Source organism: Caballeronia sp. AZ1_KS37 (assembly GCF_023631165.1).
In the GTDB taxonomy this organism is placed as follows: domain Bacteria; phylum Pseudomonadota; class Gammaproteobacteria; order Burkholderiales; family Burkholderiaceae; genus Caballeronia; species Caballeronia zhejiangensis.
Genome location: NZ_JALQDP010000036.1, coordinates 1 through 18,350 on the forward strand (window position 1 = coordinate 1; position 18,350 = coordinate 18,350).

The window sequence follows — 18,350 nt, forward strand, 5'->3', positions numbered from 1 at the left end:
CGCGATTTTCGCGAGCGAGCCGCCGAATTTGCCTACCGCCGTACGCGCGGCCGATACGATCACTACGTCAGTCATTTTCTATCCTCGTGAAACTGCGAAAGCGTCAACGGACTTCCGTTTGCGAAGCGATGCACGCCATACGGAAACGCATCCATTACGAATGGATTCGGTGAGTTCGATTCGAACCCGGGCGATTGATGCGCAGCGTCGATTGCGGAGCGATGTCCGACCGTCCGATGCTTGAGCGAGCGACTTTCAAAGGGCGTCGCGCCGACTGCGGGATGACCTCGCCTGAAGGACGCGGTCTCTTCCGCATAGAAAATCCCGAACGGGATGCGGCAAACGTGCAGCCAATTGCGTGGTCCATTTATATGGGCCTTTAATGAAATCTCTCAGGTTCAGCACCGCCCTTCTCTTTCGCCTTGCCGCGCAAATCGCGCAGACGCAATTCCACCGCGCGAATTTCGCGCAGTCGTGCAGCAAGGTTTATCGGAAGTTATTCGGTCGTGCGTGCTTGTGCGACGCACCAAATTAGTAACAATTCTAAACGCAAAACATGCGTAAAAAATTTCATATTAGTAGGTAAAAACCCTAGATCGCGGAAAAACCGCTTATCTTTCATGTAAGAAATTCGCGAATTACTCGAACGCACGTTCAATAATCATCCTATATTACGGTGAAAATTGCGCGGTTGTATGATCACTTTGCGCGAATTCAGGTAATTAGGTAATACCTAAGCCCGGCATTTGAAGCATGCGCTACATTGAAAAGGTTTGCGCCGTCTTTAACGTTATATTCGAATTAACTACTGGGTATAACCATTCGATCTTTAATCGACGTGGTTATTCGGACACATATGACGCCATGATGAAAGTGCGAGCCATTAATCGATTGCCAATTGCTGCGGCATTTTGACATCCGTCAACAAAAAGTAATTGTGCCGGGCGGCAGCAAAAGCCGCCCGACGTTCGGCCAAACCTTCACAGCGCCAGAACGAGCCTTTTGCCCTTCGCGCGCGAACAGCACGTCATCATGCGATTGTTCGACTGGCGTTCGCCCCGGGTCAGCACCACGTCGCGGTGATCGATCTCGCCTTCCAGCACGCGCACCTCGCACGATCCGCACAGCCCTTCTTCGCAGTCGCTCTGAACATCGACGTTCGCGCGTCTGAGCGTCGTGAGCAGTGTCTGATCGGCCGGGACGGTCAGGACGAGGCCGGAATCCTTCAGTTCGACTTCGAACGCGCGTTCCTTTTCGGGATCGAGCGTGCCGATCTTCGATTCGAAATGCTCGATTCGAAGCGCGTCTTCGGGCCACGACGCGCTCGCGTCGGCGAGCGCGTCGAGCATACGCGCCGGGCCGCACGCATAGACGCGCGTGCCCTCCTCCACGGCGAGCGCGGCGAAGTCGTTGCGCACACCCTCTTCCGAGACGTACGCGCGCAGACGCTCGCCGTGCAGCGCGCGCATTTCATCGAGAAGGGCCATGGACGCGCGCGAGCGTCCGCTGTAGTGCACTTCGTAGTCGATGCCGAGCGAACGCGCGCGACGCGCCATCGCGCTGATCGGCGTAATGCCGATGCCGCCCGCGATCAGCACGAGCTTCTTCGCGGTCTCGTCGAGACGAAAGTGATTGCGCGGGCCGCGAATGCGCCAGTGCGCGCCCGGCTTCACGTTCTCGTGCACCCACGCCGAACCGCCACGGCTCTCGCTCTCGCGCAGCACGGCGATTTCGAACGCGCGGGCGTCGGCGGGATCGCCGCACAGCGAATACTGGCGCGAGATGCCGGTCTCGCCGCACACGACATCGATATGCGAGCCCGCCGTCCAGCGCGGCAGATCGCGTCCGTTCGCCGACACGAGCCGCACGCGCACGATGCGATCCGCGCATGTCTCGACCGAATCGACGATCACCGCGCGGCTCACCGCATGCGACGACGGCTCGCCGATCCGCACGACCGCGCGCGGCTCGCGCACCGATGAATCGGCGCGCTCGGGATTCATCGCCGGATCCCATTCCACATATAGATGCTCCGGCCCGCGAAACGACGTGTTCGGCACATACGTGAAGCGTTGTTCGGCGAGGCGCATGTGCGGCAGACGGCGCGTGAGCTCGTCCAGAAAAACCTGCATCTCCATGCGCGCGAGATTCTTGCCCATGCACTGATGCGCGCCATAGCCGAACGTCAGCTGATCGCTGGCGTTTTCGCGGCGGATGTCGAAAAGATCGGCATCGGCGAACTGATGTTGATCGTGATTCGCCGACGACGTCACGATCAACAGCTTCGATCCCGCCGCGATCTCGATGCCGCCGATCGTCACGTCCTTCGTCGCGAGCCGTCGCCATGCAGCGACCGAGCCGTTATGCCGCAAGCACTCTTCGACTGCGTTGGGAATCAGGCTCGGGTCGTCGCAGATGTCGCGCCAGGCGTCGGGGTGTTGCAGCAGCAGTTTCATCGCGTTCGCGGTCGCGTTGGCCGTCGTCTCGTGCGCGGCGACGATGCCCGCCATCATCATCGAATGCAGATAAGAGTCGGTGACGACTTCGGGCAGCTCCTTCTGCTTGCGGATGCCGTATTGCATCCAGCCGGGGCCGGACGGATCTTCGCGCATCTTGTCGAGCACCTTGCCCGCGTATTGCCAGAACTTGCCGACCGCGTGCGCGACTTCGACCTGTTCCTCGGGCTTCGGCCGTCCCCATGTGTTGACCGTGTGCGCAATCGAATAGCGGCGCAGCGTGTCCATGTCTTCTTCGGGCACGCCAAGAAAATGCAGCGCGACGGTGAGCGGCACTTCCCACAACATCTGATCGACGAGATCGGCGCGGCCATCGTCGATGAAGCGATCGACGTACTCGCGCGCGAGCGCACGCACCATCGGCTCGTGATGCGCGAGCGCTTCGGGCGTGAACGGATCCATCAGCGCGCGGCGGCGCGGCATGTGCGCGGGCTCGTCCTCGTTGACGAGCGTGCGGTTCAGCGCGAATCCGTAGGACGCGAGCACCGCGTTCGCTTCCGGGCCGGTCGGCGTGATTTTCTCGAGCGCGATCGACGGACTGAACGTGATGTTGTCGCGGAAAATCGCCTTGATGTCGTCGTAGCGCGTGACGACCCAATAGCCGAGCTTCGGGCTGTAGAACACCGGTTCCTGTTCGCGCGCCCATCGCACGTATTCGGGCGGGTCTTGCTGATAGCCGTCGCCGAACGGATCGAACTCGGCCGCGCCCGCGCTGATCGGGCAGCCGTTCGGTGCTTTGACGTGGAATGGGCAATGCGGCGCAGCGGTCATGCTCGTCTCCTGTTTTTTTCGCGTGACCACAGTATGCAACGCGTCACCACTTCCAGCGCACGCCCAATCCTCCGCCGATGGAATCGCGATGCGAACCGCCGATGTTCGTCGAATACACGAGGTTCGCGAAGAGACTGCCGCGCGCGCTCACTTTCGCGACGATGCCCGCGCCGAATTGCGCGGTCGTCGCGGAGACGTTCGTCGGAATGACGGTCGTGCCCGCGAACGTCGTGGTGTCCGTCGCGCCGAAGTAGCGCCACAGGTTCGCGGTCACATACGGCTCGAAGGTCGTGCGGGCCGCATCGAAATGACCGTAGAGGCGCACGCTGAGCCGGCCGACGAAGCCGCTCGCTTGGTCGAAGGACACGGACGAAATGCCGTCGTCGATGTCGTGGAGATTCGCGTGTTGCCAGATGAGTTGCGCTTGCGGTTCGATCGCGAGGCGGGCCGATAGCGGAATCGGCAGACCCGCTTCGACCGATGCGGCGAACGCGCTGCCGTGCGTCGTCGCGCCGACGCCGCGGTTCGATTGCGGATCGGCGGTGAGCGAACTGCCGAGCAGCACGGCGTCGGTGTACCAGCCGCCCGGGCCGATGTGCGTCCAGTACAGCCCCGCGCTGTACGCGTTGATCGACAGGTGGCCGACGCTCGAGTTCGGAAAGCCGAGTGCAAAACCGTCGACGTCGCCGCTCGCGCGCGCGAAGCCGAGGAAGAAGCCGTAGTGATTTCGATGACCGGCCGGCGTCGCATCGGCATGGATATCGTGGCCGACCTGCAGGCCGCCGATGCCGCCGCTGAATTCGGGATCGGCCGCGCCGCTGTTGTGCTGGGTCGCGTGGCCGCCCCAAACGCGCGACCACGCGGCGGGCAGCGCGCCGGTTTCCGTCAGCAGCGACTGCTCGCCCTGACGTTCGTGGAATGTGCCGATCTGCTGGATCGCGAGTTCGCGGACGATCGGCGACAGCTCTGCGTAGACGGGCACTTCCATCCGATAGAGCGGGATCGGCGCCGCGCCGGGCGGCGGTGGCGGCGGCAGCGGTGGTGTGCCCGCGGCGGCGGTTGGTATGGGTTCGGGCGTTGGGGCTGGCGTTGGCGTCGGTGTTGGACTTGGCGTGGGCGTGGGCGTCGGAGCCGGCGTCAGTGTTGGTGGGGACGGCGGCGTCGGCGTTGGCGTTGGCGTTGGCGTTGGCGTTGGCGTTGGCGTTGGCGTCGGCGTTGGCGTTGGCGTTGGCGTTGGCGTTGGCGTTGGCGTTGGCGTTGGCGTTGGCGTTGGTGTTGGTGTTGGCGTCGGCGTTGGTGTTGGCGTCGGCGTCGGCGTTGGCGTCGGCGTTGGCGTTGGCGTTGGTGTTGGTGTTGGCGTCGGCGTTGGAACCGGTGCAGGCACCGGCGTCGGCGTCGGCGTTGGTGTCGGCGTTGGCGTTGGAACCGGTGCAGGCGTCGGCGTCGGCGTCGGCACAGGCACAGGCGCAGGCACAGGCGCAGGCACAGCAGGCGCGGGCGGCACGCTCGAACGCAGATACCAGTTGTCCGCCGTTCCGTCACTCACACCGCCCTTGAACAGGAAATACCTGTAAGCGCCCACCTCCAGCGGATGTGCGAGCGAAAACGCCCCCGCCGACGTCGTCGCCCCGTTCGTCGCCTGCACGACCAGAATGCCGTCGTTCACCGTCAGCCCGCCGATGCCGCCGACATTCGTCACGCCGATCGACGTCGTTCCCGCACCCGCGCCTTGTGCGATCACGAGCCGGTCGCTCGGCGCGCCGTCCGCGCCGAGCACGCTCTGCACGAGAAGCCGTCCGTGGTTGCCGGTGTAGTTGCCGTTCACCACGAACGCATCGCTCGTGCTCGAACCGCCGTTCGTCAGATCGATCGTGCCCGCGTTGTTCAGCGCGACAAGTCGCCCCGCGATCGCCGGCTGTATCGACGTGCGTCCGATGCCGCCCGCGAAAATCGTGCTCGTCGCGTCGAGATTGAGCGCGCCGGTTCCGGTCGCGGCATCGCCGAGCGTCAGACCTTTCGCGTCGAATGTGAGTTGCGTATTGTTCGACGCGCTCACCGTCTCCCAATTCGAAAAGCGCGCGAGGCCGCTTGCCTGCACGTTGTCGAACGTGAGCGAATCGGTGCCCGCACCGCCATCGAAGCTCGTGGTCGCGGCGAGCGTCGCGTCGTTCAGATTGCGGATCACCGCCGAATCGTTGCCCGCGCCGAGCGACACCGGCCCGGCGATCGTGCCGCCGCTCCAGGTCAGCGTATCGACGCCGAAAGTCGTCGTCACTCCTTGCCCGATCGAGCCGCCCGCGATCGCCAGCGAGTTCGTGCCGCTGCCGAGATCGACGCGTCCGCCGATCGTCCCGCCCGACAGCGTGAACGTGTCGTCGTTCTGCGCGGCGGTCACGTTGCCGTCGACCTGTCCGCCCGACATGTCGAACACGTTGTTTCCGACATTCAAATCCACCGTTGCGAGGCGCCCGCCAGTGATCTTCACGACGTCGCCGTTCGCGAGCGTGCCAAGCACGCGCCCGCCCGATATCGAGAACGTGTCGCGCCCGTCGCCCTGATCGATGGAATCGATCTGTCCGCCTGTCATCGTGGCGGTGTCGGCGCCGTCGCCCTGGCGAATCTGTCCGGTGACGACGCCGCCGTTCATGTCGAAAGTATCGTTACCGGTATCGGTGCGTACGGCGACGCCCGCGCCTCCCGCAATGGTCCCGCTATTGATGATCGACACGTTGATCTTGCCGGTCGCGGCAATCGCCTCCGCGCTCGTGCCGCGAATCGCGCCGCTGTTGCCGATCGTTTCTGCGCCATTGGCAATCGTCACGCCGGTCGCGCCCTGAATCGTGCCGGCGTTGTCGATCGCGCCACCCCGATTCGCGACGATGCCGCCCGCCTGCTGGCTGACGATGCTCGCGCCCGCCGCATTCGTGACGGACGCCGCATTCGCGAGCGACACGCCCGCCCCGCCCGCGCCACGCGCGACGATCGATCCTGTGTTGGTGATCGCGCCGGGCGTCGCATCCTGCGAAACGATGCCGGACGCGTTGTTGCCCGACACGTCGATGGTGCCGTTGTTGGTCACGACGTTCTGGCCCGGTGTACCGGCCACGAACATGCCGTTTGCGCTCGCGCCGGTCGTCGTGATGGCGCCATTGTTCACGAACGTGTCGCCGCTGGTTCGCGCCGCCATGCCATGAGAACCCGCCCCGCTCGTCGCGATCGCGCCATCGTTGACCAACGTGCCGCCGCCCGGACTGGCGAAGTCGTTCATCGCCGAAGCGCTTGCACCGCTCGTCGTGAGCGTGCCGCCTGCCTCGTTGCGCATCGTGACGGCGGCGGCGTTGTTGAACATCGCTTCCGAATTCGTGCCGACCGTGAAGATCGCGCCGCGATTGACGAGCGTGTTGCGCCCGGTCGTCGCGCTTTGCGACGTCATGGCGTCGGAACCGTCACCTGTGATTTGCAACGTGCCCTCGTTGGTCGCCGTGCTGGTGTTGCGCACGAATAGCCCGTTGCCGGCAATGTCGAGTTCGACGCCCGTCAACACATTGATCGTCACGTTGACGCTGCCCGGCACCGCGATGACCGATACGTTCGAAGGATTGGGCGAGCGTGTATCGCAAGTCGCGGTCTGATTGGACTGCGGCGCAGTCCTGTCGCACCCGGCGACAGCGGGCGCCATGCGAACGAGACAGGACACGCCGAACGCAAGCGATAACGCATGAGCGAGCGGCGTCGATCGCATCGGAAGCAAAAGGCGGCGCATGGGTTCTCCGGCTCCGCTGACGATTTCATTTTTATCAGCAGTGCTTCGCATCGTTGCGACGATGATCGGCCCGCTGATTGCTGCTTCTCGTCAACGTTTTTGCTCAGAGTAGTCCACGCATTGCGCGTCAGCAATGTCCGCTTGATCGCTTGCCGCTTCAGATGGGCTTGCCCTCGCTCGATGCCCAATTGGGCATCAACGCGTTGCTCGGCAATGTTTCGTCGATCAGCTTTTCGGCCGTTCGCCGGCCCGCGACCGGCAGCCCTTCGGGGTTCAGCACACCGATCTGCACCAGCACCGAAGCCTGATCCCAGTAGATATGCTCGTTGTAGAGCTTGTCGCCGCGAAAGCGGATAACGGCTAGCATCGGAACCTCGAAGTATTTTCCCGTCGGCGCGAGGCCGGGCAGCAGCCAGTCGATTTCGCAACTATGCGTCGCACAGAACACGAATTCGTCGACGACGCGATCCGCGCCGATCGTGCGCGATACCGGAATCAGCTTCGTATCGGCGGGATTCGAGTGGACGAAGTGATATCGATAGAAACGCTTCAACTGATCGTGCCCAACGCCGCCTGTCATCGTCGGGACGTGGTTCACGTATGGCTCGGCGACCATCGTCGGCATGACGGCGTCGACGTCGCGCGTGGCGAATTCGAAATAGCAGTGCTGCTCCCACAAGTGATTCAGATCGAAGTGCGGACCGAGCACCTTGCGCAACATCGAAAGCGTGCGTGAGTACGCCATCAGCGCGGCGGGTTTGTCGTAGTGCGCGGAATCCGAAACGATGAAGCCCGCCGACGCGCCCGGATAAACATAGCGTTCGATGTGCGGTCTGCCCGTGAGCGCCGGCTCGACTTCGCGCGCATCGTGCGCCGCGCGTTCGGCGAAGTGGAAGACCATCGGGCAGCGGATCGTCGGGATATCGGCGAGACAGGCGCTGAAATCGTCCGCGTAGTAGCAGGCGGCGCAATCGACGTCGGCCTGCGCGGCGATGCGCGTCGCGAAGCGGCCGCCGCGCCCGTACCCGATCACGCCCACTTTGCCGGCGTGCTGCGGCAACGCGCGCAGGGCATCGACGAGCGCCGCGAAATTGTCCGCGGCGATACCGCCGGGTTGCGGATCGTGCCCGGGAAGTTGCGGCGCGATCACGACATACCCTTCTTCGGCGTACAGATCGGCGGAGCGCATGACGAATTCGTCGAGGCCGGCCGCGTCGTGCAGCAACACGATGCCCGGTCCCGAACCTTTCGCGGGCTGCGTGACGTAAGCCGGAATGATCGTGCCGTCGCGAAGCGTGATGTCGATGAAGCTGCCGCTCATATCTGCGTCTCCTTATATATAGAGGTTGTTCTTGCGCTTACGACGTCAGCGTGTCCGCGAGCAGCTTCACGTTGAGCGCGACGATCACGGCCGCGACGAGCCACGCCAGCGCGCGCGTCCAGCGCGAAATCGCGAAGACGCCCATTTTTCGCCGGTCCGATACGAAGCGCACCAGCGGAATGACGGCGAATGGCAGTTGCATCGACAAAAGGACCTGGCTCAGCACGAGCAACTGGCCGGTGCCCTTTTCGCCGTAGATCGCCGTCACGACGATCACGGGAACGATGGCGATCGCGCGCGTGATGAGACGCCGCGCCCAGTTCGGTATGCGCAGGCGCAGAAAACCTTCCATCACGATCTGGCCGGCGAGCGTCGCGGTCACGGTCGAGTTCAGGCCCGACGCGAGCAATGCCACCGCGAAGAGCGTCGATGCGATGCTCAAGCCGAGGAGCGGCGAAAGCAGGCGGAACGCATCGCCGATTTCCGCGACCTCGTCGTGACCGTTCGCGTGAAACACCGCGGCGGCGACGATCAGGATCGCCGCGTTGATGAAAAGCGCGAGCGTCAGCGCGATGGTGCTGTCAATCGTCGCCCAGCGAATCGCAGCGCGCCGGGCCGTGACGGACTTGCCATACGCGCGCGTCTGCACGATCGACGAATGCAGGTAAAGGTTGTGCGGCATGACCGTCGCGCCGAGGATGCCGATGGCGACATACAGCATTTCGCGATCGGCGACGATGCGCGGCGACGGGATGAAGCCGCGCAGGACTTCGGCGAACGGCGGCGCGGCAGCGGCGATCTGCAACGCGAAGCAGCTCGCGATCACGACCAGAAGCGCGATGACGAAGGCTTCCAGCAGACGGAAGCCTTTGTTGATGAGAAGCAGCAGAAGGAAGGCATCGAGCGCGGTGAGGAGCGCGCCCGCGATCAGCGGGATGCCGAAGAGCAGTTGCAGCGCGATCGCGGTGCCGATCACTTCGGCCAGATCGCACGCGACGATCGCCGCTTCGCAGGCGAGCCACAGGGCGAAGTTCACCGGCTTCGGATAATGATCGCGGCAGGCTTGCGCCAGATCGCGCCCGGTCGCGACGCCCAGTCGGACGGCGAGCGCCTGAAGCAGAATCGCCATCAGGTTCGACAACAGGATGACGGCGAGCAAGGTGTAGCCGAAGCGCGAGCCGCCAGCGATGTCGGTTGCCCAGTTGCCCGGGTCCATATAGCCGACCGAAATCATGTAGCCGGGACCCGCGAACGCGAGGAAGCGCCGAATCCATCGGCCGGTTTCGGGCACATGAACCGACGCGTACACCTCGGGGAGGCTCGGGCGGAACGCGTCGTCCTGCTCGGGCGGTTTCGAAGCGGGGCGTACAGGATCAAGCATCGGCTCGTTTCTCCTGCGGAAACCTGCTGTGGATGTTGTGAAAATATGCGCCGCGGCGAGTGAACATTCAAGCGCATCGGACGGGCGTTGATTACAGATGCCGTAGCCCTGCGCTTCGCGTCTGATAATCGGACTTATCAGATGTAGCGATTTTTCTTGTCAAATTCGAAGTCGGTTGCTAACCTCCGCCCAAATCACTGAAACGTAAGGATAAATGCCAGCCGACACAGGACGCTCCAGAGAGCGCTTGGCAGATAACTCGGGGCAGGCGAATGCGCCGAGCCGTCTCACGCGTCAACACTTCGCGCTTTATCGCGGTTATCTCGACGGCGTTTCCGAAGCACAGTTGCATGCATCGTATGGCGATTCCAGCGCCGATGTACGCTCGACTCGACGGCTGATCGAGGCGCTGCGCGACACGCTTTCCGTTCTCGCACGCCGCGCACGGGACACGGACGCGGCTCACCTGCTGCGGCTTCGTCCCGGCAGCATCCCGCTGTTCGAGCCGCCGCCCGCCGCCGTCGCCCCGCCGCTCGACGCGTTCCGCGAAAAAATCGATCCGGACGGCGTGTACGGCGAATCGGAACTGCTCGCGCTTTACGAGGAGGCTTATCCGCCCGAGAGCTCGCCTGCTCTCGATCGGCGCGCGGCGCGTAACGCCCGATTGCGTCGCCGGCAGGCGGACGCGCTCGCGCGCATGGAGGCGTCGCTCGCACAGGATCCACGTCCGGATCATCCGGTCGATGGCTGGTTCGAGCCGGCCGTCGCCGCGCGATTGACTGCCGCCGGACTTTCGACGCTCGCGGATGTCATCGAACTCATCGAGCGGCGACGGCATCGGTGGTATGCGGCCGTGCCACGGCTCGGTCCAAAAGGCGCGCAACGCGTGGTCGACTGGCTGCAACTCCACGCCGAGGCACTCCGCCACACGCTTTCGCCGGCCGCGCTCGTGCCTCGGCGCCAGTGGCAGCCCGGAGACGTCGTGTCGACGCAAAGCGCGGACGTCGACGCAAGCGACTCGATCGCCATTTCTCCTCTTGAAACGTTGCGGGTTCCGCTGGCGCTCGACGGATCGAAAGGGTCGAATCGGGCGCACGCGCACCCGCGATTCGATACGGACATCCGCGCGATCACCGCTTGGCTAGAGGCCCGGTCAAACAGTACGCACACGCGGCGTGCCTATCGGCGGGAGGCGGAACGCCTGCTGCTGTGGGCGTTGATCGAGAAAGGCAAGCCGATTTCGTCTCTCGATGCAGCCGATTGCGCCGAGTACGTCGGCGTTTTTCTCGCGGATCCGCAGCCGGCGGCGCGCTGGATCGCGAAGGGTCGCCCTGAGCGTTGTTTCGCCGACTGGCGCCCTTTTGCCGGCCCGCTTTCCGATCGCAGCCGCGAAACGGCCCGGTCGATATTGGGCGCCATGTGCGAGTGGCTCATCGGCGAGGGTTATCTGGCGGCCAATCCGTTTGCCGGATTTGCGCGTGTCGCGACGCCGCCGGTATTCGATTCGGCGACGCGGTCGCTCGATCTGACGCAGTGGAAATGCGTGTTGCAATCGGTCGAACGGACCGAATACTCGTTCGTCGAGCATCGCGACAAATTGGCGCTGCTTCTCGCGTACGCCACCGGCCTGCGACGGGCCGAACTCGCATTCGCAACCACCGACGCGCTCAGCGCCGGGCGTCTTTCCGGCGTGGACGGCGTGGTCTGGCGGCTTGCCGTCGATGGCGGCCGCGGCGCGACGCGGACGGTGCTTTTGCCGCCGATCGTCGTTGAAACGCTCATCGAAAACCTGGCGATGCGCGGACTGCCGCGCCCGTTGGATTGCGCCGAAGGCACGCCAATACTCGCGCAGGCGCGCGGCGGACAGTCATTGACGCCCGACGGCATCGGGAAAATTTTCAAGACGATTTTCTCGAACGCGGCCGCATTGATGGAATCGCATGCGCCCGGCGCTGCCAGGCACCTGACTCGCGCGAGTACGCATTGGCTGCGCCACACACATTCGACGCACGCGCTCGGACACGGCGCGGATCTGCGCGAGGTCAGCGCCGGACTCGGCCATTCCGATGTTTCGACCACCGCTCTGTATCTGGAAAACGAAGACGCGGGGCGTTTCCTTGGCATCGAGAAGTTGATTCGCGGCATCTCGTTAACGCGAAAACCTTCGGATCGGTCCTAATTTCGCGTTTACACGAGCGTCGAGCGTTGTAAAAATGTCCGCTGCGGGCGATCAAGCACTTCAGAGTTTACTTGAGGTTTACCGGTTCGCCGTTTATTCTTCGGTTTGCAGCTTGTTTTCCACAAACCGAAGAATTATTTGCTTACCCAGGCCCGCCAGTGACTGCGAATTCCATGCTAAGCGCTCGGCTTCCCGAAGTCGATCAATCCGTTTCGATCGAAACGCTCTTGGGGGTGGCCGCCCAAGCCACTGACATTCTCAATCAGATCCGCGATGCAATGTTGGAGCCGTATCCGCGCAAAAGCGCACCAACATTCACGAGCGCGCAGGTCGCGTCACTCTGCGGCATCGACAAGCAGCGGTTCCAGTACCTGACGACCAAGGGCGAGCTGCCAGCGGGCACGTCCAAGGGCGCGGGCCGCAGCAAGGAATTCACGCTCGAAGAAGCGCTCACATGGATCCGCGCGACGAAAGAACGCCCCCGCCGGCCTGAAGGCAAGCGCGGGCGGATCGTGACCGTCGCGAACTTCAAAGGTGGCGTCGCCAAGACCACAACCGCCGTCTCGGCCGCACAGGCCCTGACGCTGCTCGGCCGCAGAGTGCTGGTCATCGACTGCGATCCGCAGGGCACGACGACACAGCTATGCGGATGGGCGCCCGACGCCGAAATCTCGGACGATCAGACCCTTCTTCCGCTGATCTACGGCGATCAGCAGACGCTGCACTATGCAGTGCAGGAAACGTACTGGCATAACTTGGATCTCATCCCGGCTTCGTCATCGCTCTTCGATGCGGAGTTCGAGATTCCCGCCAAGGTGCTGAACGACAGCACGTTCGAATTCTGGGAAATCGTCCGCAAAGGCCTCATGCCGCTGACGGAAGAGTACGACGCGGTCGTCATCGACACGCCTCCGGCGCTCAGCTATCTCACCATCAACGCGCTGCTCGCGTCGGATGCGATTCTGCTGCCCTGCCCGCCCGAGGCGCTGGATTTCGCAAGCTCGACACAGTTCTGGCATCTCTTTGCGGATATCGCCAAGAAGCTGCCGGGCGTGCTCGAGCAAAAGCGCTTCGACTTCGTGAATGTGATTCTGACTAAAGCCAAGTCGGATGACGTGTCGCGTGTTGTGCGCGGTTGGCTTCAGAAAGCATACGGCGATCGCGTCCTGCCTTTCGAGATTCCGGAGTCGACCGTACCAAAAGGTGCGTCGGCGCAATTGTCGACGGTATATGACTTGTCGAAGCCGGACGGCAGTACGGCCGCTTACAACCGATTCAAAGAGCCGCTCGACCGGCTCGCCGAGCATCTCGACGCGCAGTTCGCCCGCGCGTGGAATCAGACGGAGGATTAAATGGGCATCGGGGACAGACTCCTCGCCAAGACAGCGAACATCGGCAGTAAGCCCACAGAAGGAACGCAAGCGCGTCCAGTCAGCACGGAACCGCGCACGTCTCCCGGTCGGTTGATGGATGCGCAGCATCGCATCAATACGGCGCAGGCGCGCATCAAAGAACTTGAGTCGCAACTCGAGGAACGAGCGGCGCTCGAAGTGCCGCTCGATGCGCTCGTGGAAGTCAGCGGACGGCGTCGCAAACTCACGGCCGAGCAGTTCCAGGAGTTGAAGAGCAATCTCGCGCAACACGCGCTCGCCACGCCTATTCTGGTGCGCGCTTTGCCGGATGCTCGTTACGAGATCGTTGCGGGACATAACCGCGTCGCTGCATACCGGGAACTCGGACGATCGACGATACGCGCCAACGTTGCGTCGATCGAAGAAGGGGAAATCGAGTTCGCGGCGTTCTTCTCGAACCTGCTATCGCCATCGCTTACGGATTTCGAGAAGTATTGGAACTTCAAACGATTGCAGGAATTGAGCGGACTCTCGCGCACGGAAATTTCTGAAAGCGCCGGATTGAGCAAGAGTCACGTCACGCGAATCTTCTCATTCGACGCGCTTCCAGAGGCAGCCAAAGCCGCACTCGCCGAAAAGCCAGAGCGACTCGGCAGCAATGCCGCGCAAAAGCTCGCGGCGCTAACAGAAGCCGGCAAGGCGGAAAAGGTCGTCGAAGCCGTCCGACGGTTGGTCGAAGACGAGAATTTTACGCAGGACAAGGCGGTCGCCCTCGTCGCGGAAAAGCCGCGCGCAGTGACTCCAAGCGCGACAGTGGTCCGAGCGGGGCGCAGGAAAGTCTGCGAAGTGTCCACGCGAAATGGCGTGGTGGGAGTTCGTTTCTTCGAGAAGGACGCGGGCGACGCAGAGCAATGGGGACAGCGCATTGCTGACTTCATCAACAAGACACTAAGTGAATCGGAGCAAGACTGAGGCTCTACTAGAGTTTTCTTTTAAATCAATGACTTAACGAGAACCGGAAAGTCGTTGACACTGAACCTAGTAGAACCTCTTTGCAAATCAGAGACTTAGCGTAGTAGCAAACCTGAGGGTGCTATGTAACGAACAAGTTTCACAAAGACAAAAGCCTTCGGCGCCAACCGAAGGCTTTTGAATATCGGGCTTAACTGCTTATCGCCCGGTCCGCTTCCCGACGCCAATCGGGTCACGAGTACGCAACTCGAAGTTTAGCGGAACGCGATTAGCAGTCAAGCATTTGTCTTCCATTTTTCGAAATGGACGTACTTGACATGCGTATCGCGCAACTTTCCGTTGCAGGCGAGGCTCTTTCTCGCCCAAAAAACTCTGAACCGTCTTCAGCGGTAGCCGATCAAGAAGCTCTCGATGAGTACGCTTGTGATCGTTCGAATCTGCCTTGGGTCATTTTCCGGGCCGCTCATCGAGCCACGCACACGACGGCGCTACCTGCACGCGCGCGTGCCCTGCTCGCCGCCTTGGCCCGCACAGTCGACGCATCTCGTCCGTTCGCACCCATCTTCGCGCGGCGCGAACTGCTCACGGGCCGGGCCCAGCAATCCATGCGGACCTTCTATCGCAGCATGGACGACCTCGAGGGCGCCGGGTTTATCATCCGGCCGCCTCAGACCCGCTATGGCGCTGCCGGCCTGTTTGGTCGCGCATATATCCACCTGACGCAGAAGGCAGCCGCTTTGCTCGGACTCGTTGACGTAGCCGATGCGACCACTACGCAGCCCGCTCAACATCGGGAGAGCGCGTCAGACGCCCAAGCCGGCTTTTCTGACGGCCATCCGTCTGTCACCGTGGCAGACGGTGCTATATATAAGGATCTACTCCCTAATACTCAAAAGAGACAACCAGGACGACTTCCCGCCGATCTGCAACGCCTCGTGTCTCTGGGATTTCGTGAATTCCTGATCTTCAAACTGATGCGAGAAGCGAAAGCCCACGGCAAGCTTCTCTCCGATGTCGTCGAAGCAAGTTGGGCACCCTTGCAACGCGCAACGCATCCGATCAGCTACCTTCGCACCCTTCTGCGAGTCCCGGTCGACTTCGCCTATCGGGCGCGAAGCCAGCGCGAAGCCCACGTGCAGCAGCAAATCGAGCGAACGACTTCTGCGCGCACAGATGAAGTTGTAGGCGGTTTGGCCGGCCGGTCATTCGTCAGCCGTGACGGCTTGCGCCGCTACCGCGTCTCCGACGACGCCCGTTCCATCGTCATCTGCCATCGCGACGAGCCGCATCCGCGCGTCCATGCGGGCACATGGCAGAAAGATTTCGTTGCGGCCTTTGAGGCAGGTCACATCCTGCTCGACGACAAAGATCGCTTCGGCTCTCACGTCGATTTCCCGACGCCTCGAGCCGCAGTCCCTACCGACCTCCAGCGCACATCCGAAGCGCGCCTGAGCGACATCAAAGCGCTTCTCCGCTTGAAGAGCGTGGGCGGGACCCCATCTGCGAAACCAAGGGACGTGGCGCGACCAATGCAGAAGAGCAAGTCCGCTATCGCCCCTTTGAGTTCGCTTTTGCAGGCGGTGCTCCATGCGGCGCCATCAACCAATTTTCGCGATTCACCGGGTACGAGTGCGTGCTGAACGGGCGGCCAAAACATCAGATGAATCGACGTGAGACCGCGCCCGGAAACTTTTTTGAATTAGGCTGCTGCGTCGCAGCAAAAGCTGATATACTCTAAGGTTGCGCCTGAATGGGCGATTGGAAAACGCAAACACCGCGTCTGGATGCGGTTTGCGTGCTTTGCTCGATGCGATTTTCAGCAAGCCGTCCGTGGTCGAAGCTGTCATCGAAATCATCGCGAGCCGTTACGCTCGCTCCCGGGGATCTGTCGTCGCCGAGCAAACCTGTCGAGGAGAAAGTATGGCAAGTTTTGATCGGGAAGATTCGGAGCTGGATATCGTCGCGCCGGCGCGCAAGGCACCGGGCCGGCGGGCGAACAAAGGGAAGGGCCAGGCCGGCACGATACAGCCCGATGTCGCGATGACCGCCGAACAGAATGAAGAGCGTCAGCGTCAGATGCGCGCGCTCATCCAGTTGGGCAAGGAGCGCGGCTATCTCACGCACGCCGAGATCAACGACCACCTTCCGGATAACTTCGCTGAAACGGCGGCGATGGAAACCGTCGTCAGCACGTTCCACGATATGGGTGTCGCGGTCTACGAGCAGGCGCCGGACGCCGAAACGCTGCTGCTGAGCGACAACGCCCCAAGCGTGGTGACGGACGAGCAATCGGACGAAGAAGCGGAAAACGCGCTGTCGACCGTCGATTCCGAATTCGGCCGCACGACCGACCCGGTTCGCATGTACATGCGTGAAATGGGCGCGACCGAGCTGCTCACGCGCGCCGGCGAAATCGCGATTGCGAAGCGCATCGAAGACGGGCTGCACGAGATGATTCAGGCGATCGCGGCGTGCCCGTCGACGGTCGCGACGATTCTCGCGGACGCGGCGCAAGTCGAATCGGGCGAGCTGAAGATCGACGAACTGGTCGATGGCCTGAAGGAAGAGGACACGGCAGATGAAGACATGTCGGCTTCCGATACGACCGACTCCGCCGAAATCGATACGGATACCGACGAATCCGACAGCGACGAAGACGACGACGACGATCTCGATGGCGCTGGCGATTCCGCTGCATCGAACGAAGCGCGTCTGAAGCAACTGAAGGCCGACTGTCTGGAGATCTTCGCACGCGTGCGCGAGCTGGCGGAACAGGCGAGCAGTCCTAAGGGTTCGGGTGCCGCTGCGGCGAAGGCTGTCGAAAAGGCTCGAGCCGAAATCCAGCGCGAGCTCGGTTCGATCCGCTTCACGGCGAAGACCATCGACCGCCTGTGCGCGAACGTTCAGCAGCAGGTCGCGCAGGTGCGTGACATCGAACGTCGCGTGTTGCAGATCGCGGTGGATCGTTGCGGCATGCCGCGCGACAAGTTCGTCGAATCGTTCGTCGGTCACGAGACCGATCTCGAATGGACGGCACGTGCGTCGGCGGCTTCGAAGCAATACGGCGCGTCGCTCGAGCGCAGCCTGCCGGCGATTCAGGCAGAGCAGCAGAAGCTCATCGACATCGAAGGCGTTGTCGAGATGCCGCTGCAGCAACTGAAGAAGATCAACCGTCAGATGACGGCTGCCGAATTGAAGATGCGTCAGGCCAAGCGCGAGATGATCGAAGCGAACCTGCGTCTCGTCATCTCGATTGCGAAGAAGTACGTCAATCGCGGCATGCAGTTCCTGGATCTGATTCAGGAAGGCAACATCGGTCTGATGAAGGCGGTGGACAAGTTCGAATATCGCCGTGGCTGGAAGTTCTCGACGTATGCGACGTGGTGGGTTCGTCAGGCCGTGACGCGTTCGCTCGCCGATCAGGCGCGCACGATCCGCGTGCCGGTGCACATGATCGAAACGATCAACAAGCTGAACCGCATCTCGCGCGAGATCTTGCAGCAGACGGGCCTGGAAGCGCATCCGTCGGTGCTGGCCGAGCGCATGGAAATGCCGGAAGAGAAGATCCGCGGCATTCTCAAGATCGCGAAGCAACCGGTGTCGCTGGAAACGCCGGTCGGCGAAGATGCCGATGCAACGCTTGGCGACATGATCGAAGATCAGGGCGCTGCTTCCCCGGCAGAGGCCGCCGTGCACGCGAACATGCGCGCCGCGATCGACGATGCGCTCAACGCGCTGTCGCCGCGCGAGGCGAAGGTGCTGCGCATGCGCTTTGGCATCGACACGGCTTCGGACTATACGCTCGAAGAACTGGGCAAGCAGTTCGATGTGACGCGCGAGCGCATTCGCCAGATCGAGAGCAAGGCGATGCGCAAGCTCATGCATCCGAGCCGCGCCGACAAGCTGCGTCCGTTCCTGGATCGCTGATCCTGCGGGCCGCCTGGACTGACGTTCGGGCGAACTCTGAAGCGGGGGGGGGGGGGGGGGGGGGGGGGGGGGGGGGTTTTTTTTTTTTTTTTTTTTTTTTTTTTTTTTTATTTTTTTTTTTTTTTTTTTTATTTTTTTTTTTTTTTTTAGATTTATTTTTTTTTTTTT

The 18,350-nt window shown here is 62.2% G+C and carries 9 protein-coding genes; 5 read left to right on the forward strand and 4 right to left on the reverse strand.

The annotated features are described in order from the left end of the window. Window positions 1-980: 980 nt before the first annotated feature. The 4 genes from NCS00_RS24310 to NCS00_RS24325 form a co-directional block, all read right to left on the reverse strand. Window positions 981-3,287 (reverse strand): cytochrome P450/oxidoreductase, encoded by a 2,307-nt coding sequence (locus tag NCS00_RS24310; protein WP_250441202.1) that lies wholly within the window; start codon window positions 3,285-3,287, stop codon window positions 981-983. 43 nt (window positions 3,288-3,330) lie between these two features. Further along, window positions 3,331-7,050: an autotransporter outer membrane beta-barrel domain-containing protein gene (locus NCS00_RS24315; RefSeq protein ID WP_250441203.1), complete on the reverse strand. Its 3,720-nt coding sequence runs from the start codon at window positions 7,048-7,050 to the stop codon at window positions 3,331-3,333. A gap of 157 nt (window positions 7,051-7,207) precedes the next feature. Beyond that, window positions 7,208-8,371, reverse strand: a complete 1,164-nt coding sequence (locus tag NCS00_RS24320) for an alpha/beta fold hydrolase (RefSeq protein WP_175982094.1) — start codon at window positions 8,369-8,371, stop codon at window positions 7,208-7,210. Between the two features lie 37 nt (window positions 8,372-8,408). Further along, entirely contained in the window at window positions 8,409-9,752 is a 1,344-nt protein-coding gene (locus tag NCS00_RS24325; protein WP_250441204.1) for an Nramp family divalent metal transporter, read from the reverse strand. A 697-nt stretch (window positions 9,753-10,449) separates the two neighbouring features. Here NCS00_RS24325 and NCS00_RS24330 point away from each other — a divergent pair. From NCS00_RS24330 to rpoD, 5 genes are all read left to right on the forward strand, one after another. Continuing rightward, a complete protein-coding gene (locus NCS00_RS24330; protein ID WP_250441206.1) occupies window positions 10,450-11,931 on the forward strand; it encodes a site-specific integrase in 1,482 nt (493 codons plus the stop codon). Between the two features lie 173 nt (window positions 11,932-12,104). After that, complete coding sequence (locus NCS00_RS24335) at window positions 12,105-13,283, forward strand: ParA family protein (protein WP_008347131.1); 1,179 nt, start codon at window positions 12,105-12,107, stop codon at window positions 13,281-13,283. After that, window positions 13,284-14,255, forward strand: a complete 972-nt coding sequence (locus NCS00_RS24340) for a ParB/RepB/Spo0J family partition protein (RefSeq protein ID WP_008347132.1) — start codon at window positions 13,284-13,286, stop codon at window positions 14,253-14,255. A 317-nt stretch (window positions 14,256-14,572) separates the two neighbouring features. Beyond that, window positions 14,573-15,895, forward strand: a complete 1,323-nt coding sequence (locus tag NCS00_RS24345) for a replication protein O (RefSeq protein WP_250441205.1) — start codon at window positions 14,573-14,575, stop codon at window positions 15,893-15,895. A gap of 280 nt (window positions 15,896-16,175) precedes the next feature. After that, on the forward strand, window positions 16,176-18,182 hold the full coding sequence (gene rpoD, locus NCS00_RS24350) for an RNA polymerase sigma factor RpoD (protein WP_034472225.1): 2,007 nt from the start codon (window positions 16,176-16,178) through the stop codon (window positions 18,180-18,182). The last annotated feature ends 168 nt before the right edge of the window (window positions 18,183-18,350 follow it).

Excerpts from the sequence above, each read along its gene's own strand:
- NCS00_RS24320 (WP_175982094.1), bottom strand. The coding sequence starts at position 8,371 with ATGAGCGGCAGCTTCATCGACATCACGCTTCGCGACGGCACGATCATT.
- NCS00_RS24310 (WP_250441202.1), bottom strand. The coding sequence starts at position 3,287 with ATGACCGCTGCGCCGCATTGCCCATTCCACGTCAAAGCACCGAACGGC.
- NCS00_RS24315 (WP_250441203.1), bottom strand. The coding sequence starts at position 7,050 with ATGCGCCGCCTTTTGCTTCCGATGCGATCGACGCCGCTCGCTCATGCG.
- NCS00_RS24335 (WP_008347131.1), top strand. The coding sequence starts at position 12,105 with ATGCTAAGCGCTCGGCTTCCCGAAGTCGATCAATCCGTTTCGATCGAA.
- rpoD (WP_034472225.1), top strand. The coding sequence starts at position 16,176 with ATGGCAAGTTTTGATCGGGAAGATTCGGAGCTGGATATCGTCGCGCCG.
- NCS00_RS24330 (WP_250441206.1), top strand. The coding sequence starts at position 10,450 with ATGGAGGCGTCGCTCGCACAGGATCCACGTCCGGATCATCCGGTCGAT.
- NCS00_RS24325 (WP_250441204.1), bottom strand. The coding sequence starts at position 9,752 with ATGCTTGATCCTGTACGCCCCGCTTCGAAACCGCCCGAGCAGGACGAC.
- NCS00_RS24340 (WP_008347132.1), top strand. The coding sequence starts at position 13,284 with ATGGGCATCGGGGACAGACTCCTCGCCAAGACAGCGAACATCGGCAGT.
- NCS00_RS24345 (WP_250441205.1), top strand. The coding sequence starts at position 14,573 with ATGCGTATCGCGCAACTTTCCGTTGCAGGCGAGGCTCTTTCTCGCCCA.